Source organism: Thermus caldifontis (genome assembly GCF_003336745.1).
GTDB classification, from domain to species: Bacteria; Deinococcota; Deinococci; order Deinococcales; family Thermaceae; genus Thermus; species Thermus caldifontis.
In genome coordinates this window covers 176,823-193,267 of sequence record NZ_QGMX01000004.1, presented here as the reverse complement: position 1 = coordinate 193,267, position 16,445 = coordinate 176,823, and the positions used below count along the sequence as shown (strand labels likewise).

At 63.6% G+C, this 16,445-nt stretch carries 15 protein-coding genes; 13 read left to right on the top strand and 2 right to left on the bottom strand.

What is annotated here, in order from left to right:
* Positions 1 to 66: 66 nt before the first annotated feature.
* Together DK874_RS07790 and DK874_RS07785 are read right to left on the bottom strand one after the other, a co-directional pair.
* Positions 67 to 720, bottom strand: coding sequence for a Crp/Fnr family transcriptional regulator (locus tag DK874_RS07790; protein WP_114313451.1), 654 nt, complete (start codon positions 718 to 720; stop codon positions 67 to 69).
* Positions 721 to 723: 3 nt separating this feature from the next.
* Entirely contained in the window at positions 724 to 2,532 is a 1,809-nt protein-coding gene (locus DK874_RS07785) for an AfsR/SARP family transcriptional regulator (protein ID WP_114313450.1), read from the bottom strand.
* A 107-nt stretch (positions 2,533 to 2,639) separates the two neighbouring features.
* Between DK874_RS07785 and DK874_RS07780 the strand changes: the two genes are divergently transcribed.
* The 13 genes from DK874_RS07780 to DK874_RS07720 all read left to right on the top strand — a co-directional run bounded on the left by DK874_RS07780 (position 2,640) and on the right by DK874_RS07720 (position 16,444).
* The gene (locus DK874_RS07780; protein ID WP_114313449.1) at positions 2,640 to 3,434 is read left to right on the top strand and encodes a c-type cytochrome; all 795 of its coding nucleotides are present in this window, start codon (positions 2,640 to 2,642) and stop codon (positions 3,432 to 3,434) included.
* A gap of 2 nt (positions 3,435 to 3,436) precedes the next feature.
* The gene (locus DK874_RS07775) at positions 3,437 to 7,027 is read left to right on the top strand and encodes a nitrate reductase subunit alpha (RefSeq protein WP_114313448.1); all 3,591 of its coding nucleotides are present in this window, start codon (positions 3,437 to 3,439) and stop codon (positions 7,025 to 7,027) included.
* A gap of 12 nt (positions 7,028 to 7,039) precedes the next feature.
* Complete coding sequence (gene narH, locus DK874_RS07770) at positions 7,040 to 8,575, top strand: nitrate reductase subunit beta (protein ID WP_114313447.1); 1,536 nt, start codon at positions 7,040 to 7,042, stop codon at positions 8,573 to 8,575.
* 9 nt (positions 8,576 to 8,584) lie between these two features.
* A complete protein-coding gene (locus DK874_RS07765) occupies positions 8,585 to 9,097 on the top strand; it encodes a nitrate reductase molybdenum cofactor assembly chaperone (RefSeq protein WP_114313446.1) in 513 nt (170 codons plus the stop codon).
* Positions 9,098 to 9,100: 3 nt separating this feature from the next.
* A complete protein-coding gene (gene narI / locus DK874_RS07760; protein ID WP_114313445.1) occupies positions 9,101 to 9,778 on the top strand; it encodes a respiratory nitrate reductase subunit gamma in 678 nt (225 codons plus the stop codon).
* Between the two features lie 3 nt (positions 9,779 to 9,781).
* Entirely contained in the window at positions 9,782 to 11,110 is a 1,329-nt protein-coding gene (locus DK874_RS07755; RefSeq protein ID WP_114313444.1) for an MFS transporter, read from the top strand.
* Positions 11,107 to 12,438, top strand: coding sequence for an MFS transporter (locus DK874_RS07750; RefSeq protein WP_114313443.1), 1,332 nt, complete (start codon positions 11,107 to 11,109; stop codon positions 12,436 to 12,438). Before DK874_RS07755 ends, DK874_RS07750 begins: the two co-directional genes overlap by 4 nt.
* Positions 12,439 to 12,631: 193 nt before the next feature.
* On the top strand, positions 12,632 to 12,850 hold the full coding sequence (locus DK874_RS07745; RefSeq protein ID WP_114313442.1) for a DUF2249 domain-containing protein: 219 nt from the start codon (positions 12,632 to 12,634) through the stop codon (positions 12,848 to 12,850).
* Positions 12,823 to 13,644, top strand: coding sequence for a DUF2249 domain-containing protein (locus tag DK874_RS07740; protein ID WP_114313441.1), 822 nt, complete (start codon positions 12,823 to 12,825; stop codon positions 13,642 to 13,644). Before DK874_RS07745 ends, DK874_RS07740 begins: the two co-directional genes overlap by 28 nt.
* Positions 13,645 to 13,657: 13 nt before the next feature.
* Positions 13,658 to 14,095, top strand: coding sequence for a hypothetical protein (locus DK874_RS07735; protein ID WP_114313440.1), 438 nt, complete (start codon positions 13,658 to 13,660; stop codon positions 14,093 to 14,095).
* Positions 14,092 to 14,937: a protoglobin domain-containing protein gene (locus DK874_RS07730; RefSeq protein WP_114313439.1), complete on the top strand. Its 846-nt coding sequence runs from the start codon at positions 14,092 to 14,094 to the stop codon at positions 14,935 to 14,937. Before DK874_RS07735 ends, DK874_RS07730 begins: the two co-directional genes overlap by 4 nt.
* Positions 14,938 to 14,993: 56 nt before the next feature.
* Positions 14,994 to 16,145 carry a hypothetical protein gene (locus DK874_RS07725; RefSeq protein ID WP_114313438.1) on the top strand — a complete coding sequence of 384 codons (1,152 nt, stop codon included), beginning with the start codon at positions 14,994 to 14,996 and terminating at the stop codon, positions 16,143 to 16,145.
* Entirely contained in the window at positions 16,142 to 16,444 is a 303-nt protein-coding gene (locus tag DK874_RS07720; RefSeq protein ID WP_114313437.1) for a metal-sulfur cluster assembly factor, read from the top strand. The genes DK874_RS07725 and DK874_RS07720 overlap by 4 nt, the downstream gene beginning before the upstream one ends.
* Position 16,445: the final 1 nt, after the last annotated feature.

Sequence of the window (16,445 nt, the reverse complement as noted above, 5' to 3'; positions counted from 1 at the left end):
GTTGCGCATGGCACCCCCCTTATCTCTCATGTCTGCTAGTGGTGTCAAGTAGCAAACGAAGGACTTTCACCTAATCAGCTCCATCAGAGCCTGAGGGTGGGGAATCTCCACCTGCCGCCCTTTTAGCCGGATCAGGCCCTGGCGGTACAGCTGGCCCAGGTTTCGGGAAACCGCCTCGGGCACGGTGCCCAAAAGGGCTGCGAGCTCCGGATTGGTGGGGAGGTGGAAGCCTTGGCCTTCCTCCGCCAACTTCTGCAAAAGGAACTCACAAAGCCTCTCCCGCACCTCGTGAAAGACCAGGCGGTCCAAGAGGTGGAGAAGCTGCCCTTGGCGGCGGGCCAGGTAGCGGATCAGGGCCCGGGCCAAGGGGGGGCGGGCTTCCACCAGCTGGAAGAAGCGCTCCTTGGGGATGGCCAAGACCTGGCTATCCTCCAGGGCCTCGGCGCTGGCGGGGTAGGTGGGGCGGTCCAGGAAGAGGGCCACCTCGGCCAGGACTCGGCCGGGGCCTTCCAGGTGAAGCACCACCTGCTTGCGCCCCTCGGGGTCCAGCTTGTACACCTTGATGAGGCCTTTCTCCACCACGAAGAGGGAGCGCACGGGCTCCCCCTCGAGGAAGAGCACCTCGCCCCGTTTGAGCCGCCTGGCCCGGGCTTCACCTTCCAAGGCCTCCAGGTCCTCGAGGGCCAGGTCTCGGAATAGGGGAACCAGCCTGAGGTCCATCCCTTACCCCTTCAAGAAGCTCAAGCGTTTTTGTGCTTCTTCCAGATAAGGTTCTAGCTTTAAAGCGCGGGCGTAGGCTTCCTTGGCCACCTCCCTGTAACCGAGAGCCTCGGCCAGCTCCCCCAGGCGCAGGAGGCCGGAGAGGGCCCGGTCCTGTAAGTAGTTTCTTTCTGCCTCCGCCCACTCCCCGTAAGGGTCGTCCCCGAAAAGGGGGCCCTTGTAGAGCTCCAGGGCCTGCCGGAGGGTTTTAAAGGCAGAAAGACCTTCCTCGAGATCGGCCTTGCGCATCAACTCCTCAAATCGCTCAAAGTCAAGGAAGCGGTTTTCGGGAAGCTTGAGCCGGTAATACTCTCCTTCCCGTTCCACGATGCCAGGCAGGGTTTTGCGGAGGTGGTAAACCAAGGTGTACAGCTCCTGCCGTGCCCTGTCCGGCGGGAGGTCGGGCCAGAGGGTTTCGCAAAGCTCCTCCACGTAAAGGACCCGGTCCTTGTTGGCCAGGAGGTACTTGAAAAGCTGGAAGGCTCCGCTTCGCCCGAAGCTTTTGGGGCCCAGCTCTTTCCCCCGGTACCGTAGGCGGAACTGCCCCAGGGCGTAGACCTCCAACTCTGGGGAATCAGCCTTTTCCTGGTGTGGGGAAGGAAAGAGAAAGGGAACAGCCAGCCTGGAGAGCCACAGGGTAGGGGCTGCCGGGCGGGTGGCGGGCCTGGGGGGGCGGGCATGGAACAGGGTAACCATGGCCACCACCTCTCCCCGGGCCCAAAGGGGCAGGCAGGTCCTGGGGCGCCCCTGGGCTTCGGGGCAGTCGGGAAGCCCGTTTTTGTAACCCACCACCTCCCCCCGCCAGGCTGGGCAGTTTCGCATCTCGCAAGGGGGAACAAGGCCCCTTTCCCACCTTTCCCCGCTCCGAGCCACCAGGCGAATCCCGGTGGCTTGGCTCAGGTCCTGAAGCTCCTTGAGCAGGGTAAGGCGCGCCTCGGAAATCTCACCCCGGTAAAGGTGTTGGTGGATGGCCTGTAAGCCCACCTCTCCCAGCCGGGTAAGGAGGGTGTAAAGGGTGCTGGCGAAGAGGGGGCCGATGCGGGAGAGGGTTTCCAGGGGATCCTGGTGGTCCAGGTTCGGATCACGGGAGGCCAGGTTCAGGACCCCGATGAGCCCTTGGGGAAGCTCCAGGGGGTAGCAGATATAGGTTTGGTAACCCAGCTGCTTGACCTTTTGGCGCAGATACCGGGGGTCGTTATGCAAGGAGTGGGTAAAGAGGGGTTCACGCTTCAAGGCTACAATGCCGGGATAGCCTTCCCCCATCTGGAACCAGGGTCTTTCCAGAAAAGCCTCGCGGTGGAGGCCCTCATAGGCGGTAAGGATCAGGTGGTGCCCCTCGGGGTCTATCAGGAAGAGCTCGGCAGCCTCCATGCGTAAGGCCAGGCGTAGGGCCCTTAGGAAGTCCTCCAGGGCTTCGGGAAACCGCTCGGGGCTTTGCAGGAGGTGGTGGGTCAGGCGGGAAAGTTCTAAAAGGAGGTCGGGGGGTTCGGCCCGCTCGGGATAGAGCTCCACTAAAAAGCCTCCTCCTTCCCGGTATCCCTGGCAGCGGAGGCGCCTGCCTTGGAAGAGGAGGGGGGTGCTGGCCCGATAGGCTCCCCGCCTAAGCTCCCGTTGCACCGGACAGCGGGGGCAAAGGGGGCGGCCAAAGGGATCCTGCCCCCGGACCAGGAGGGCGCAGGGGAGGCCGCTTCCCTTAAGGCCCAAGGAGGGGTCGGCCTCGAGGACCGTGGCCACTCCCTGGGGGTCTAGTTTGAGCCGGGCCAAGGGCTTCACTTCCTTTCCAGTTTAAAGCCCGCAAACCCCCTTCGGGTAGGACATATGTCCCGATCCCTGCCAGCGGGCGCAAGGCCCCCCTGCCATCGTGGGGCTTGGAGGTGAGGATGAAGGGCACTTGGTTCTTTCCCCTGGCCTTGCTCCTCGGGCTTTCCCTGGCCCTAGCCCAGGAGGGGAAGGCCCCTTATGGCCAGTACTGCGCTTCCTGCCATGGGTCGGAAGGGCAGGGTATCCCCGGGGCTATCCCCCCTTTGGCGGGGAACCCCAAGGTGGAGGACGAGGCCTATGTGGTGAAGGTGGTGCGTCAAGGGCTTTCCGGCCCCCTGGAGGTGAACGGGGTGACCTACAACGGGATCATGCCTCCCCTGCCCCAGGTATCCGAGGCCGAGGCCCGGGCCATCGCCCAGTATCTAAAGGGTCTGTCGGGCACCCAAGCCGAGGCCCAAGCGCCCGCACCCCAGGTCCCAGGGGATCCTGCTTTGGGCCGGGCCCTGTACCTGGGCCAGAAGGCCTTGCAGAACGGTGGGGCTCCCTGCCAGGCCTGCCACACGGTGGCAGGAGTGGGTTTCCTTGGCGGGGGGTCCATGGGGAAGGACCTCACGGATGCCGCCAAACGCCTAGGGGGCGAGGCAGGGCTTGCGGCGCTCTTGCAAAACCCCGCTTTCCCCGTAATGCGGGAAGCCTACAAGGGGAGGCCCCTCACCGAGGCCGAGGCGGCGGCTCTGGCTGCTTTCCTGGTTCAGGTTTCCCAGGAGGTGCCAAGGCCCTCTTCCCTATACCTGGGCCGTTTCTTGGTGGCCGGCCTGGTCCTCCTGGCCATCCTTCTCCTTTACCAGGCCATCCTTTGGCAGCTTCGCCCCAAGAGCCTCTCGGAACGCATTCAAAGCCAGCTTAGGAGGTAGACATGAGGGACTGGATCAAGGAGATTGAAAGCCCAGCGGAAAGGAAGTGGGAGGAGTTCTACCGCAACCGCTTCCAACACGACAAGAGGGTGCGCACCACCCACGGGGTGAACTGCACGGGTTCTTGTTCCTGGGAGGTCTTCGTCAAGGACGGCGTGGTCACCTGGGAGCTTCAGGCCACGGATTACCCGAGCCTCGAGGCGGGCCTTCCCCCCTACGAGCCCCGGGGCTGCCAGCGGGGCATCAGCTTCAGCTGGTACCTCTATAGCCCCATCCGGGTGAAGTACCCCTACGCCAAGGGAGCCCTTCTGGACCTCTGGCGGGAGGCCAAGAAGCAGCACCCCGACCCCGTGGCCGCCTGGGAGGCCATCCAGAACGACCCCCACAAACGCAAGCGCTACCAGAAGGCCCGGGGTAAAGGAGGCTTCAGGCGGGCCAGCTGGGATGAAGTGCTGGAGATCATCGCCGCCGCGGTGGTCTCCACGGTGAAGCGCCACGGCCCCGATAGGGTCATCGGCTTCTCCCCCATACCCGCCATGAGCCAGATCTCCTATGCCGCGGGAAGCCGCTTCCTCTCCCTTTTGGGCGGGGTACCCTTAAGCTTCTACGACTGGTACTGCGACCTGCCCAACGCCTCGCCCGAGATCTGGGGAGAGCAGACCGACGTCCACGAGTCCGCCGACTGGTACAACGCCCGTTTCATCGCGGTGATGGGCTCCAACCTCAACATGACCCGCACCCCCGACACCCATTTCATCTCCGAGGTGCGGCATGCGGGTGCCAAGCTCACCGTCTTTAGCCCCGACTTTTCCCAGGTTGCCAAGTACGCTGACTGGTGGATTCCCATTAACCCAGGTCAGGATGGAGCCTTCTGGATGGCGGTGAACCACGTCCTCCTCAAGGAGTACTACGCGGAGCGGGAGGTGCCCTACTTCCTGGACTACCTGAAGCGCTACACCGATGCCCCCCTTCTGATTGAGATTCGGGATGGCCGCCCTGGGCGTTACCTGCGGGCCAACCGCCTCGTGGACTACGCCGAGGAGGAAAACGGCGACTTCAAGCTCCTCCTGTGGGATGAGGAGAAGGGCCCCAGGATGCCTGGGGGCACCATCGGCTTCCGCTGGCAGAAGGAGAAGGGCAAGTGGAACCTGAAGCTAGAGGATCCCAAAACCGGCGAGCCCTTAAACCCCCGCTTAAGCCTCCTGGGGGCGGAGGACGAGGTCCTCCTTCTGGAGTTCGACGACTTCTCCTCTGACCGGAAACTGAAGCGGGGCGTGCCCGTCAAGTACGTGGTGACCAAGGAGGGGGAAAGGGTGGCGGTGGCCACGGTCTTTGACCTCCTCATGGCCCAGTTCGGGGTGGGACGGGGCCTGCCTGGGGATTACCCCAAGGGCTACGAGGAGGACCTTCCCTACACCCCCGCCTGGCAGGAGAAGTGGACCGGGATCCACCGGGATACCCTCCTCAAGTACGCCCGCTCCTGGGCGGAAAACGGCCTCAAGACCAAGGGGAAAAACCTCATCATCATCGGGGCGGGCGTCAACCACTGGTACCACAACAACCTCCTCTACCGAGCGGGGATCGTGGCCCTCATGCTCACGGGGAGCGTGGGGGTGAACGGCGGGGGCTTGGCCCATTACGTGGGCCAGGAGAAGCTGGCCAACCAGGCCTCCTGGGGTCCCATCGCCTTCGCCACCGACTGGGGCTATCCGCCCAGGCAGCAGAACACCCCCAGCTTCCACTACGTCCACTCGGACCAGTGGCGCTACGAGCGGGGCTTTTCCGCCTACGACAAGACGGCGGCGGGTCTAACGGACCACACCGTAGACCACCAGGTGCGGGCGGTGCGCAAAGGATGGCTCCCCTTCTTTCCCCAGTTCAACAAGAGCCCCTTGGAGGTGGTCAAGGAGGCGGAGGCCAGGGGAGCCAAGACCGAGGCGGAGATCGTCCAGTACGTGGTGGAAGCCCTTAAGCGGGGGGAGCTGAGGTTCGCGGTGGAGGACCCCGACGCGCCTGAGAACTGGCCCAGGGTCTGGTTCATCTGGCGGGGGAACGCCATCGGCACCAGCGCCAAGGGGCACGAGTACTTCCTCAAGCACTACCTGGGCACCCACACCAATACCATCGCCGAGGAGAAGGCGGAGGGGCAGGTACAGGAAGTGGTTTACCGCAAGCCGGCCCCCGAGGGGAAGCTGGACCTGGTGGTGGACCTCAACTTCCGCATGGATACCAGCGCCCTCTACTCCGATATCGTCCTCCCCGCCGCCACCTGGTACGAGAAGGACGACCTCAATACCACCGACCTCCACACCTTCATCAACCCCCTGCAGGCGGCGGTGCCCCCCGCCTGGGAATCCAAGCCGGACTGGGAGATCTTTAAGGCCATCGCCAAAAAGGTTTCCGAACTGGCCCGCCTCCACCTGCCCACCCCGGTGAAGGACCTGGTCATGATCCCCCTGCAGCACGACACCCCGGACGAGCTGGCCCAGGCCGAGGACCGGGACTGGAAGAAAGGGGAAGTGGAACCCATCCCTGGCAAGACCATGCCCAAGTTCCGGGTGGTGGAGCGGGACTACACCCAGCTTTACGAGAAGATGGTCACCCTGGGGCCGGTGGTGGAGAAGGTGGGGGTGGGAATGCACGGGCTTACCATCCCGGTGGAGGACTTCTACAAGGAGTTGGCGGAACGCCAACCCAGGGTGTTCCAGGGGGAGAAGCGGCCGAGCCTCGAGGAGGCTCGCCAGGTGGCCGAGGCCATCCTCCTCCTGGACCCCGTTTCCAACGGGGAGCTGGCCTACCGGGCCTTCCTGGACGAGGAGAAGAAGACCGGGGTCAGGCTCACCGAGCTGGCCGAGGGCAGCCGCCACGTGCGCATCTCCTTTAAGGACCTCGTGGCCCAGCCCCGCCGCCAGCTCACCACCCCCACCTGGAGCGCCGTCATCAACCAGGGCCGGGCCTATAGCCCCTACACCCTAAACGTGGAGCGCCTCGTCCCCTGGCGGACGCTTACCGGCAGGCAGCACTTCTACCTGGACCACCCCAACTACCTGGCCTTCGGCGAGCACCTCCCCACCTACAAGCCCCGGCCGGATGTCCACATGCTCCAGGAGACGGAAAAGAGCGCCAAGGAGGCCCAGGGCAAGCTCCTCAACTACATCACCCCCCATGGGAAATGGTCCATCCACTCCACCTACTCGGAAAACCACCGGATGATGACCCTTTCCCGGGGCGGGTACCCCGTCTGGCTCAACGACAAGGATGCCGCGGAGCTGGGTATACGGGACAACGATTGGGTGGAACTCTTTAACGACAACGGGGTCTTCGTGCAAAGGGCCATCGTCTCCGCCCGCATCCCTAGGGGGACGGTCTTTGTCTACCACGCCACCGAGCGCACGGTGGGTATTCCCAAAAGCCCCCTAAGGGGCAAGCGGGCTGGCATGAACAACTCCATCACCCGGGCCCGCCTCAAGCCCGTGCTGATGTCCGGCGGCTACGCCCAGTTCACCTACGCCTTCAACTACTGGGGTCCGGTGGGGGTGAACCGGGACACCTGGGTCTTCGTACGCAAGCTGGAGCGGCCCCCGGAGTGGTAAAGGAGGAACGCCATGAAGGTTAGAACCCACATGTCCATGCTCTTCCACTTGGACAAGTGCATCGGCTGCCACACCTGCTCCATCGCCTGCAAGAACCTCTGGACCGACCGCAAGGGCGCGGAGTACATGTGGTGGAACAACGTGGAAACCCGGCCTGGTGCCGGCTATCCCACGGGCTGGGAGGACCAGGACCGCTTCCAGGGGGGCTGGGAGTATAAGGACGGCCACCTGGACCTTCGCTTGCACTCCCGCACCCAGGGGCTTTTCCGCCTCTTCTTCAACCCCGCCTTGCCCTCCATAGACGACTACTACGACCCCTACACCTTCCGCTATAGCGACCTCTTCACCAGCCCAGAAGGGGAGGACCAGCCCACGGCGGTTCCCGTTTCCATGATCACCGGGGAGGTGATGACCCCCGCCTCCGGTCCCAACTGGGACGATGACCTAGGGGGAAGCCCCCTCTACGCCCAAAACGACCCCAACCTGAAGGGTTTGGACCCCGAGGTGCGCGCCCAGCTTTCCGAGATCGAGGGGGTGGTCTTCCAGTACCTGCCCCGCATCTGCAACCACTGCCTGAACCCCGCTTGCGTGGCCGCCTGCCCTACCGGGGCCATCTATAAGCGGGCGGAGGACGGGGTGGTATTGGTCAACGAGAACAAGTGCAAGGCCTGGCGGATGTGCGTGGCCGCCTGCCCCTACAAGAAGGTCTACTACAACTGGGCCACCGGCAAAAGCGAGAAGTGCATCCTCTGTTTCCCCCGCTTGGAAACCGGCCAGGCCCCGGCCTGCGCCCATTCCTGCGTGGGGCGGATCCGCTACATGGGGGTGCTCCTCTACGATGCCGACCGCATCCCCGAGGCGGCCATGGTGCCCGACGACCGGCTGGTGGAGTCCCAGCTTGGGATCATCCTGGACCCCTTTGACCCCGAGGTCATCGCCGCCGCCAAGGCCGAGGGCATTGACGAGGGCTGGATCAAGGCGGCCCAGAACTCCCCCATCTACAAGTTCGTGAAGGTCTGGCGGCTCGCCTTCCCCTTGCACCCTGAGTACCGCACCTTGGCCATGATGTTCTACGTCCCGCCCCTTTCCCCGGTGGTGTCCACCCTGGAGAAGGCCCTGAGGGCGAGCCAGGGGAGGGACGGGCTGGTGCGGCTGGACCTTCCGGAAACCGACCTGGACTTTGAGGTCTACAAAAGCCTGGAAAAGGCCAGGATGCCGGTGAAGTACCTGGCCAACCTCTTCACCGCCGGCAACGAAAGCCTCATCGTGCCCGCCCTTAAGAAGATGCTGGCGGTGCGCATCCTGAAGCGGCAGGAAAGCCTGGAAGGCGGTGTGACGGAGAGGGCCCAGAAGGTCTTGCGGGAGGCGGGGCTCACCCTCGAGGAGGCCGAGGCCATCTACCGCCTCACCACCCTTCCCACCCTGGAGGAGCGTTTCGTCCTGCCCCCCTACCACCGGGAGATGGCGGCGGAGGTGTGGAAGGACCCCCTGGCCCACAAGGGGGAGACGGGCTTCGGCTACATCCAGCCGCCCGTGCGGGGCGAGTAGGAGGAAACCATGGGCAACGCCACCCTTTTGGAAACCCTGGCCCTTGCCTTGGACTACCCCATGCCGGGCCGCATGGAGGAACTTTGGCGGCGCTGGATCGCCTGCCCCAGGGGCCCGGCCAAGCAGAAACTGGAGCGTTTCCTGCGCCAGGTAGAGGAGCTTTCCTTAGGGGAGTGGGAGGAGCTCTACACCCGCACCCTGGACCTCACCCCCACCACCGCCCCTTATGTGGGCTTTGCCGTTTACGGGGAAAGCTACCAGCGGGGAGAGCTTTTGGCGGCTTTGGTGCGGGCCTATCGGGAGATCAACCTGGACCCAGGAAGCGAGCTTCCCGACCACCTGGCCAACGTCCTCCGCTACCTGGCCCGGTGCGAACATCCCCTTCCTGAGCTCTTGGAAATCCTGCCCAAGGCCCTCAATGAGATGCACAAAACCCTCAAGACCCTGGACGCCAAGAACCCTTATCTCCTGGTCCTCGAGGGGGTCCAGGAGGCTTTGCAGGGGGATTTGGCGAGGAGGTGAAGGATGAACTGGAATGCGCTTCTTTTTGGCATCTTCCCCTACATCGCCCTCACCTTGGCGGTGGTGGTCACCGCCTACCGCATGGTCTATAGGCCCTTTTCCGTTTCCGCCCAGTCCAGCCAGCTTCTGGAGCAAAAGCGCCTCTTCTATGGCTCCATCGCCATGCACTGGGGGCTGATCCTGGTGCTCCTTGGCCATTTGCTGGCGCTTTTGATTCCCAAGGGGCTTCTTCTTTGGAACGCTGTGCCCATAAGGCTTTACCTCTTGGAGATCACCGGGCTTGGCCTAGGGCTTTGGGCCTTGGTGGGGACCTGGGTGCTTCTTACCCGCAGGCTTTCCGTGGCCCGGGTGCGGGCGGCTTCCACCTCCATGGATTACCTGGTCTTGGTGGTAATCCTCGTGTCTGCCCTTTCCGGGGTCCTCACCGCCCTCTTTTACCGCTACGGGAGCTACTGGTTCCCCGCGGTCATGACCCCGTACCTCTGGTCCGTCCTCACCCTAAAACCCCGGCCGGAACTCATCGCCGACCTGCCCTTCTGGACCCAGCTCCACGTTTTCAACTTCTGGGTCTTCCTGGCAGTCTTCCCCTTCTCCCGGCTGGTCCACATCATCACGGTGCCCTTGGGCTACGTCTTGAGGCCCTGGCAGATCGTCATCTGGGTGCGCAAGCTGGCGAGGTGAACCATGGTTCACGATCCCATTCAGCTGGAAAAAGAACGTCCTGACCGTCTCCGGGTTCTTTGGCTCTCCACCATCGGCTTCACAGTGATGTTTGCGGTGTGGCTGATGTTCGGGGTGCTGGGGGTCCCCATCCGCAAGGAGTTTGGCCTCACGGACGTAGAGCTTTCCTGGCTCTCGGCGGTGGCCATCTTGAATGGCTCTCTGTGGCGGCTTTTCGCCGGGATCCTCACCGACCGGTACGGGGGGCGGCTGGTCTTCACCCTCATGCTCTTCTTCACCGCCATTCCCGCCTATCTGGTCTCCCGGGCGGGAAGCTATCAGGAACTCCTTCTTTACGCTTTCTTGGTGGGCTTTGCCGGCAATTCCTTCAGCGTGGGCATCGCCTGGAACTCCGCTTGGTTCCCAAAGGAGCAGCAGGGCTTTGCCCTGGGGGTCTTTGGCGCAGGCAACGTGGGGGCCAGCGTCACCAAGTTCATCGGGCCGGCCCTCATCGCCAGCATCCCGCCAGCGGGCTACCTGGGAGGCTTGATCCCTGGGGGCTGGCGCTTCGTTCCCTTCCTCTATGCGGTGCTTTTGGTGCTCATGGGCTTTCTCATGTGGTTCGGCACCCCCAGGCAGGATAAGCGCCCGGGCCAGGGAAGGCCTTTCCTGGAGATGTTAAGGCCACTTAGGTACGTGAGGGTCTGGCGCTTCAGCCTCTACTACGTGGTGGTCTTCGGGGCCTATGTGGCCCTAAGCGCCTGGCTTCCCAAGTACTACGTGGATGTCTTCGGCCTGCCCCTCCATGAGGCGGCTCTTCTCACCGCCCTTTTCATCTTCCCCGCAAGCCTCTTAAGGCCCCTTGGGGGCTACCTTTCCGACCGCTTTGGGGCCCGGCGGGTCATGTACTGGACCTTTGGCATCATCGGACTGGCCTCAGGAATCCTCATGATGCCCGAGGGGCATATCGTTCTTTACACCAAGCAAGGAACAAAGGAGGTCATGCAGTTCACCATGAACGTTTGGCTCTTCACCGCCCTTGTGTTCCTGATCGGCGTGGGCATGGGGGTGGGCAAGGCGGCGGTCTACAAGCACATCCCCACCTACTTCCCCAAGGACGTGGGGGCGGTGGGGGGCCTGGTGGGGATGCTGGGGGCCTTGGGGGGTTTCTTCCTGCCGCCCCTTTTCGCCTACGCCCAGGCCTGGACGGGCCTGCCCCAGATGACCTTCTTCGTGCTTTTCCTGCTCACGGCCATCAGCTTCCTGTGGATGCACATCACCGTGGTGCAACTCCTGCAGCAGGAGGCCAAGCACCTGAAAAACGAGTTTGAACTGAAAGGAGACCGCCCATGATAAAGGCTTACAAGGGCACCTGGATCCCCGAATGGAACCCCGAGGACCCCAAGCGCTGGGATCCCGCCTTGGCCTGGCGCACCCTCTGGATCACCACCTTTAACCTCACCCTGGCCTTCATCACCTGGTTCGTGGTGAGCGCCCTGGTGGTCCGGCTTCCCAAGGTGGGGTTTGAGCTTTCCACCCTCCAGCTTTTCTGGCTCACCGCTATGCCGGGACTGGCGGGAGGCACCTTGCGCATCATCTGGACCTTTTTGCCCCCCATCTTGGGCACCCGGCACCTGGTGACTCTTTCCACCTTGCTTTTGCTCATACCCTTGCTGGGCTGGAGCTTTGCCGTGCAAAACACCCACACCCCCTACTGGATCCTTCTCCTCTTGGCCTTTTTGGCGGGGATCGGTGGGGGGAACTTTTCCGGCTTCATGCCCTCCACCAGCTACTTCTTCCCCAAGCGCCTCCAGGGGACGGCCCTGGGGTTGCAGGCGGGGATCGGCAACTTCGGGGTTTCCGTGGTCCAGTTCGTGACCCCCTGGGTCATCGGCTTCGCCCTTTTCGGCTCCCTCCTGGGGGGGCCCCAAACCTTTACCCCGAAGCCCGGGGTTTCCCAGCCCATCTGGCTCCAGAACGCCACCTTCCTCTGGGTGCCCTTCGTCCTCGTGGGGTCTTGGCTGGCCTGGGTGTACTTAAGGAGCGTCCCGGTGCGGGCCAACTTCCGCGAGCAGTTGGACATCTTCCGGGACAAACACACCTGGATCATGACCAGCCTCTACATCATGACCTTCGGCTCCTTCTCCGGGTTTTCCGCCATCTTTCCCCTTTTGATCCGGGAGGTCTACGGGAAGTTTGACGGGGCTCCAGACCCCTTGAAGTATGCCTTCTTAGGCCCCTTGGTGGGCTCTTTAGCCCGCGTCATCGCCGGGCCCATCTCGGACCGTTACGGCGGGGCCATCGTCACCCAGGTTTCCGCCATCGGGATCTTCTTTGCCGCCCTTCTGGTCACCCTCTTCACCCGGCCCACCTCCCTGGAGCAGTTCCCCCTCTTTGTCCTTTCCATGCTCCTGGTCTTCTTCTTCAGCGGGGTGGGGAACGCCAGCACCTTCAAGCAGATGCCCATGATCTTCCCGCCCAGGCAGGCGGGGGGGGTTATCGGCTGGACGGCGGCCATCGCTGCCTATGGGCCTTTCATCTTCTCTACCCTTGCTGGTTACACCCAGAAGGCCACCGGAGGGTTTACCGCCTTCTTCTATGGCCTCATGGTCTTCTACGCCTTGAACCTCTTCCTGAACTGGTACTACTACGCCCGCAAGGGGGCGGAGAAGCCCTGCTGATGCCACCCCACCCTGGCAGGGCCAGGGTGGGGGCCCCGATAAGGCTTTGCCGGAAGGTCTACCTCGGGGTGGTCGGAGAGCAAGCCAGAGCGAGGATCGGCTAGAGAAAGCTCCCGGGCAAGGGCATCCTTGCCCGGGTCTTCCCTTGACCCAGGTCATGGCGGGGAAGGGAGAGGCAGGCGAGGCTTAAAGCATGGAGCTGGATGTGCGTAACCTACCTCCCCGGGAGCGGCATCCCCGGATTTTCGCTTTGTTTGACAACCTGAAGGCCGGAGAGAGCTTTGTCCTGGTCAACGACCACGACCCTAAGCCCCTTTACTACCAGCTCATGGCGGAAAGGCCGGGGCAGGTGGACTGGGCGTACCTGGAGGAGGGACCGGAGGTATGGCGGGTGAGGATCGGCAAGAGGTAGTCCGGCCCGAGATGAAGGTGGCCGAGGTCTTAAGGCGCTGGCCCCACCTCCTCGAGGTCCTGGTGGAGGCGAGTCCCGCCTTCCAGAAGCTCAAAAACCCCCTCTTGCGCAGGACTATGCCCAACTTGGTCACCGTGGCCCAGGCGGCCAGGATCGGGGGGCTAGAGCCGGAGGAACTGGTGGCTCGCCTCAACCGGGCCTTGGGGGTGGAGGCCGGGCCGGCGGTGCCGGTGGCCAGGGAAGGGGAAAGCCTCCTGGGTACACCCCCTCCCTCTTGGCTTTCCGCTCCCCTAGGTTTCCACCTGGACGTGCGGCCCATTCTGGAGAAGGGAGGGGAACCCTTCCAGGCCATCATGGCGGCGGCCCAGGAGGTGAAGCCGGGGGAGAAGCTGGTTCTGGAGGTGCTCTTTGAGCCGATTCCCCTTTACAAGGTCCTGGGGAAGCAGGGCTTTTTGGCCTGGTGCGAGCGGCTTGGGGAGAGGCACTACCGGGTGCACTTTTACCGCCAGGGGGCGGGGAAAGGGGGCGGTGTCCCTTCCAGCCCTGCCCTTAGTGAGGTGGACTGGGAAAGCTACCAGGCCGAGGTTTACATTGAGGAAAATTTAGAGCCTCCCTTGCCCATGATGCGGATCCTGGAGGCCCTTGCCAAACTGAAGCCCGGGGAGAAGCTCCTGGTCCACCACGTGCGCCGTCCCGTGCACCTCCTGGCCCGCCTCGAGGAGGAGGGGCACGCCTACCTTCTCAAGGACCTGGGCCCGGGGCAGGTGAAGATCCTGATCCGAAAAGGGGGGTAGGCCCTCTAGGCCCATGGGTTTCTGGCACTTCCTCTTCATCCGGGCAGCCCTTTTCTACCTCCTCTACGCCGCTCTCTTGGGCACCCTCTTTTACCTCTTCCCCAACCTGGTGGGGTCCTTCCGCCCTTCCCACGTGCACGCCGGGCTGGTGGGCTTTTTCCTGCAGATGGTGATGGGGGTGGCTTACTGGATGATGCCCAGGCCCGGGGGCCTGAGGCAGGATCGCCTCGAGGGGCTCACCTTTGTTCTTCTCAACGCTGGCCTACTTCTAAGGCTTGCCCTGGAGCCTCTCCACCTCCTAGGCCAGGAGGGCCTGCGCCCTTGGCTTGCGGTGTCCGGTGGGCTTCAGCTCCTGGCCACCTTGGTCTTTGCCTCCGCCATGCACAGGCGGGTGGTCACGGGGGATATGCTGAGGAAAATGCGCGAGGAGAGAGAAAGGAGGGGAGGATGAAAAGGCTGGCCTCACCGCCTGAGGAAGCCCTTGTCCTGGACCTTCCGCCTCTGCCCGAGGAGGTCTTTGCCGACCTCCTCGCCTTTGGCGGCGTAGGGGAAGAGGAAAAGAGGGCCATGCGCCTGGATGCGGAAAGACTCCTGGAGGGAGCAGCTTCCTTTGTGGCGGGGGTCTACGACCACTTAAGCCGCCACCCGGGTACCGCCCGGGCCCTAGGCTGGGAGGGGAGGGTTAAGGAGGAGGAGCTTTACTTGCGGCGGGCCTTTTTCTCCGCCTGGCTGGCCCGCACCATCGGGGTGGACACCTCGGTGGAGTTCGCCCGGGAGGTGTACCGGGCGGGGCTCTGGCACGGGGGCTTGGGCCCCAAGGGAGCCTGGATTCCCCCCGAGTACGTGGGCCTTTCCTTCGCCCAGGTGGGGCGGTACGTGGCGGAGAGGGTGCGGGATGTGCGCCCCTGGCTCGTCTACCTCTCCGCCCAAGAGGAGGTGATGCGGAAAGGGTTTGACGCTGCCTCGGCCCTGAGGGAGGGCAAGACGGCGGTGCGCCTTCAGGCCTTGGGCCTGGCCCACCCCGCCTTGCCCAGGCCCCTTTCCTTGCGGGCAGGAAGCGTGGGGGAGGCGCTCTTCAAGGCCTTTGCCGTAAACCCCGCCCTCAGGGACCTGGCCCTGGAGGCCCTGGCCGCCGAGGAGGAGGCGGGGCTTTGGTTGGAACCCAAGACCTTCTGGCGCCTTCGGCCTCGTTGGACGGTCCTCCTCAACGGCCGGGATGTGCGCTACCTCGAGGGCCTGGCCACCCCCTTGCGGGAGGGGGACCTCCTCACCCTTCTGCCCCCGGGCCGCTGAGGGGGCGTTGACCTAGGTCATGGCCAATCCCGAGCGGGTAGCTCAAGATTAAGCCGATGTTGGTCACTGCCCATAACCGCGTGATCCCCCTCGCCATCCCTGCCGGCTTCGTCTTCCTGGGGGAGGCCTTCTTCCTAGCGGCCAGCCTCCTATTTGCCCTTCACCCCGAGGCCCTTTTCCTACCCCGGCATCCTTGGGGTTTGGCCATGGCCCACCTCTTTCTTTTGGGCTTTGGGGTGGGGGTGCTCCTTGGGGCCATGCATCAGCTTCTGCCCGTGGTCCTCGAGGCGCCCCTGTACCGCCCGGGGTGGGGGTATCCGGTGATGGCCCTTTGGGGCTTGGGGGTGGTGCTCCTGGCTTGGGGCTTTGCTCAGGCCCCTTTCTTAGTCCCGGTAGGAGGAGCCTTGGCGTTTTTGGCCCTTCTCTTTTTTGCCTACCACGCCTACCTCACCTTTCGCCAGGCTCCCCGGTGGAACCGGGTGGCCACCGCCTTGGCCTGGGTGGTCTTCTACTTGGTCCTTACCCCCCTTTTGGGGCTTGTGCAGGCCCTTTCCCAGCGCTACGGCTTTTATGACCCGGAAAGGCTTGCCTGGCACCTCCTTGCGGGCCTTGGCGGGGTCTTCCTCCTTTCCATCCTGGGCGTGGGGTACAAGCTCCTTTCCATGTTCACCCTCACCCACGGCGTGGACGAGCGGGTTCTGGGGCTCCTTCTGTGGGCGGTCAACCCGGGGCTTCTGGGCCTGGCCATGGGGGAGAGGTTGGGCTACCTCCTCCTCCTTTTGGCCTATGCCCTCGCCCTCTACGACACCTGGCGCATCCTCAAGAACCGCATGAAGAAGGCTCTGGATATCGGGGTGCGGCACTACCTCCTGGGCCTCTTCTTCCTGGGCCTGGCCCTTTTGGCCCTGCCCTTTCACCCGGTCTGGGCTGGTCTTTGGTTCACCTTGGGTTTCGTGGGGCTAGTGGTGACGGGGATGCTCTACAAGATCCTGCCCTTTCTGGTCTGGACCCACCGGTATGCTCCCAGGGCCGGGAAGGAAAAGGTGCCCCTGCTTAAGGAAATGCTCCCGGAGGGAGCGGGGTATGGGGCAGGAGCTTTGCTAGCCCTTGGAGCGCTTCTTCTTCCCTTCCTTCCCTGGGCGGGGTGGATCTACCTCGCCGGGGTTTTCCCCCATGTTTACGCCCTTTGGGAGGTGATGCGGCGATGAACCCTTTGGAGGAACAGGCGTGGAACCTTTTGCGGACGGTTTATGACCCGGAGCTGGGCCTGGACGTGGTGAACCTGGGGCTCATCTACGAGCTTAAGGTGGAGCCCCCCAAGGCCTACGTGCGCATGACCCTCACCACCCCGGGCTGCCCCCTGCACGACAGCATGGGGGATGCCGTGCGCCAGGCCTTAAGCCGCATCCCGGGGATAGAGGAGGTGGAGGTGGAACTCACCTTTGAACCCCCCTGGACTCCCGACCGCCTTTCCCCGGAGGCTAGGAAACTCTTGGGCTGGGTTTGAT

Bases quoted from the DNA above. Each gene is read 5' to 3' on its own strand.
- DK874_RS07765 (WP_114313446.1), top strand. From the start codon at position 8,585: ATGGGCAACGCCACCCTTTTGGAAACCCTGGCCCTTGCCTTGGACTAC.
- DK874_RS07725 (WP_114313438.1), top strand. From the start codon at position 14,994: ATGTTGGTCACTGCCCATAACCGCGTGATCCCCCTCGCCATCCCTGCC.
- DK874_RS07750 (WP_114313443.1), top strand. From the start codon at position 11,107: ATGATAAAGGCTTACAAGGGCACCTGGATCCCCGAATGGAACCCCGAG.
- DK874_RS07730 (WP_114313439.1), top strand. From the start codon at position 14,092: ATGAAAAGGCTGGCCTCACCGCCTGAGGAAGCCCTTGTCCTGGACCTT.
- DK874_RS07740 (WP_114313441.1), top strand. From the start codon at position 12,823: ATGGCGGGTGAGGATCGGCAAGAGGTAGTCCGGCCCGAGATGAAGGTG.
- narI (WP_114313445.1), top strand. From the start codon at position 9,101: ATGAACTGGAATGCGCTTCTTTTTGGCATCTTCCCCTACATCGCCCTC.
- DK874_RS07745 (WP_114313442.1), top strand. From the start codon at position 12,632: ATGGAGCTGGATGTGCGTAACCTACCTCCCCGGGAGCGGCATCCCCGG.
- DK874_RS07775 (WP_114313448.1), top strand. From the start codon at position 3,437: ATGAGGGACTGGATCAAGGAGATTGAAAGCCCAGCGGAAAGGAAGTGG.
- narH (WP_114313447.1), top strand. From the start codon at position 7,040: ATGAAGGTTAGAACCCACATGTCCATGCTCTTCCACTTGGACAAGTGC.
- DK874_RS07790 (WP_114313451.1), bottom strand. From the start codon at position 720: ATGGACCTCAGGCTGGTTCCCCTATTCCGAGACCTGGCCCTCGAGGAC.
- DK874_RS07720 (WP_114313437.1), top strand. From the start codon at position 16,142: ATGAACCCTTTGGAGGAACAGGCGTGGAACCTTTTGCGGACGGTTTAT.
- DK874_RS07755 (WP_114313444.1), top strand. From the start codon at position 9,782: ATGGTTCACGATCCCATTCAGCTGGAAAAAGAACGTCCTGACCGTCTC.
- DK874_RS07735 (WP_114313440.1), top strand. From the start codon at position 13,658: ATGGGTTTCTGGCACTTCCTCTTCATCCGGGCAGCCCTTTTCTACCTC.
- DK874_RS07780 (WP_114313449.1), top strand. From the start codon at position 2,640: ATGAAGGGCACTTGGTTCTTTCCCCTGGCCTTGCTCCTCGGGCTTTCC.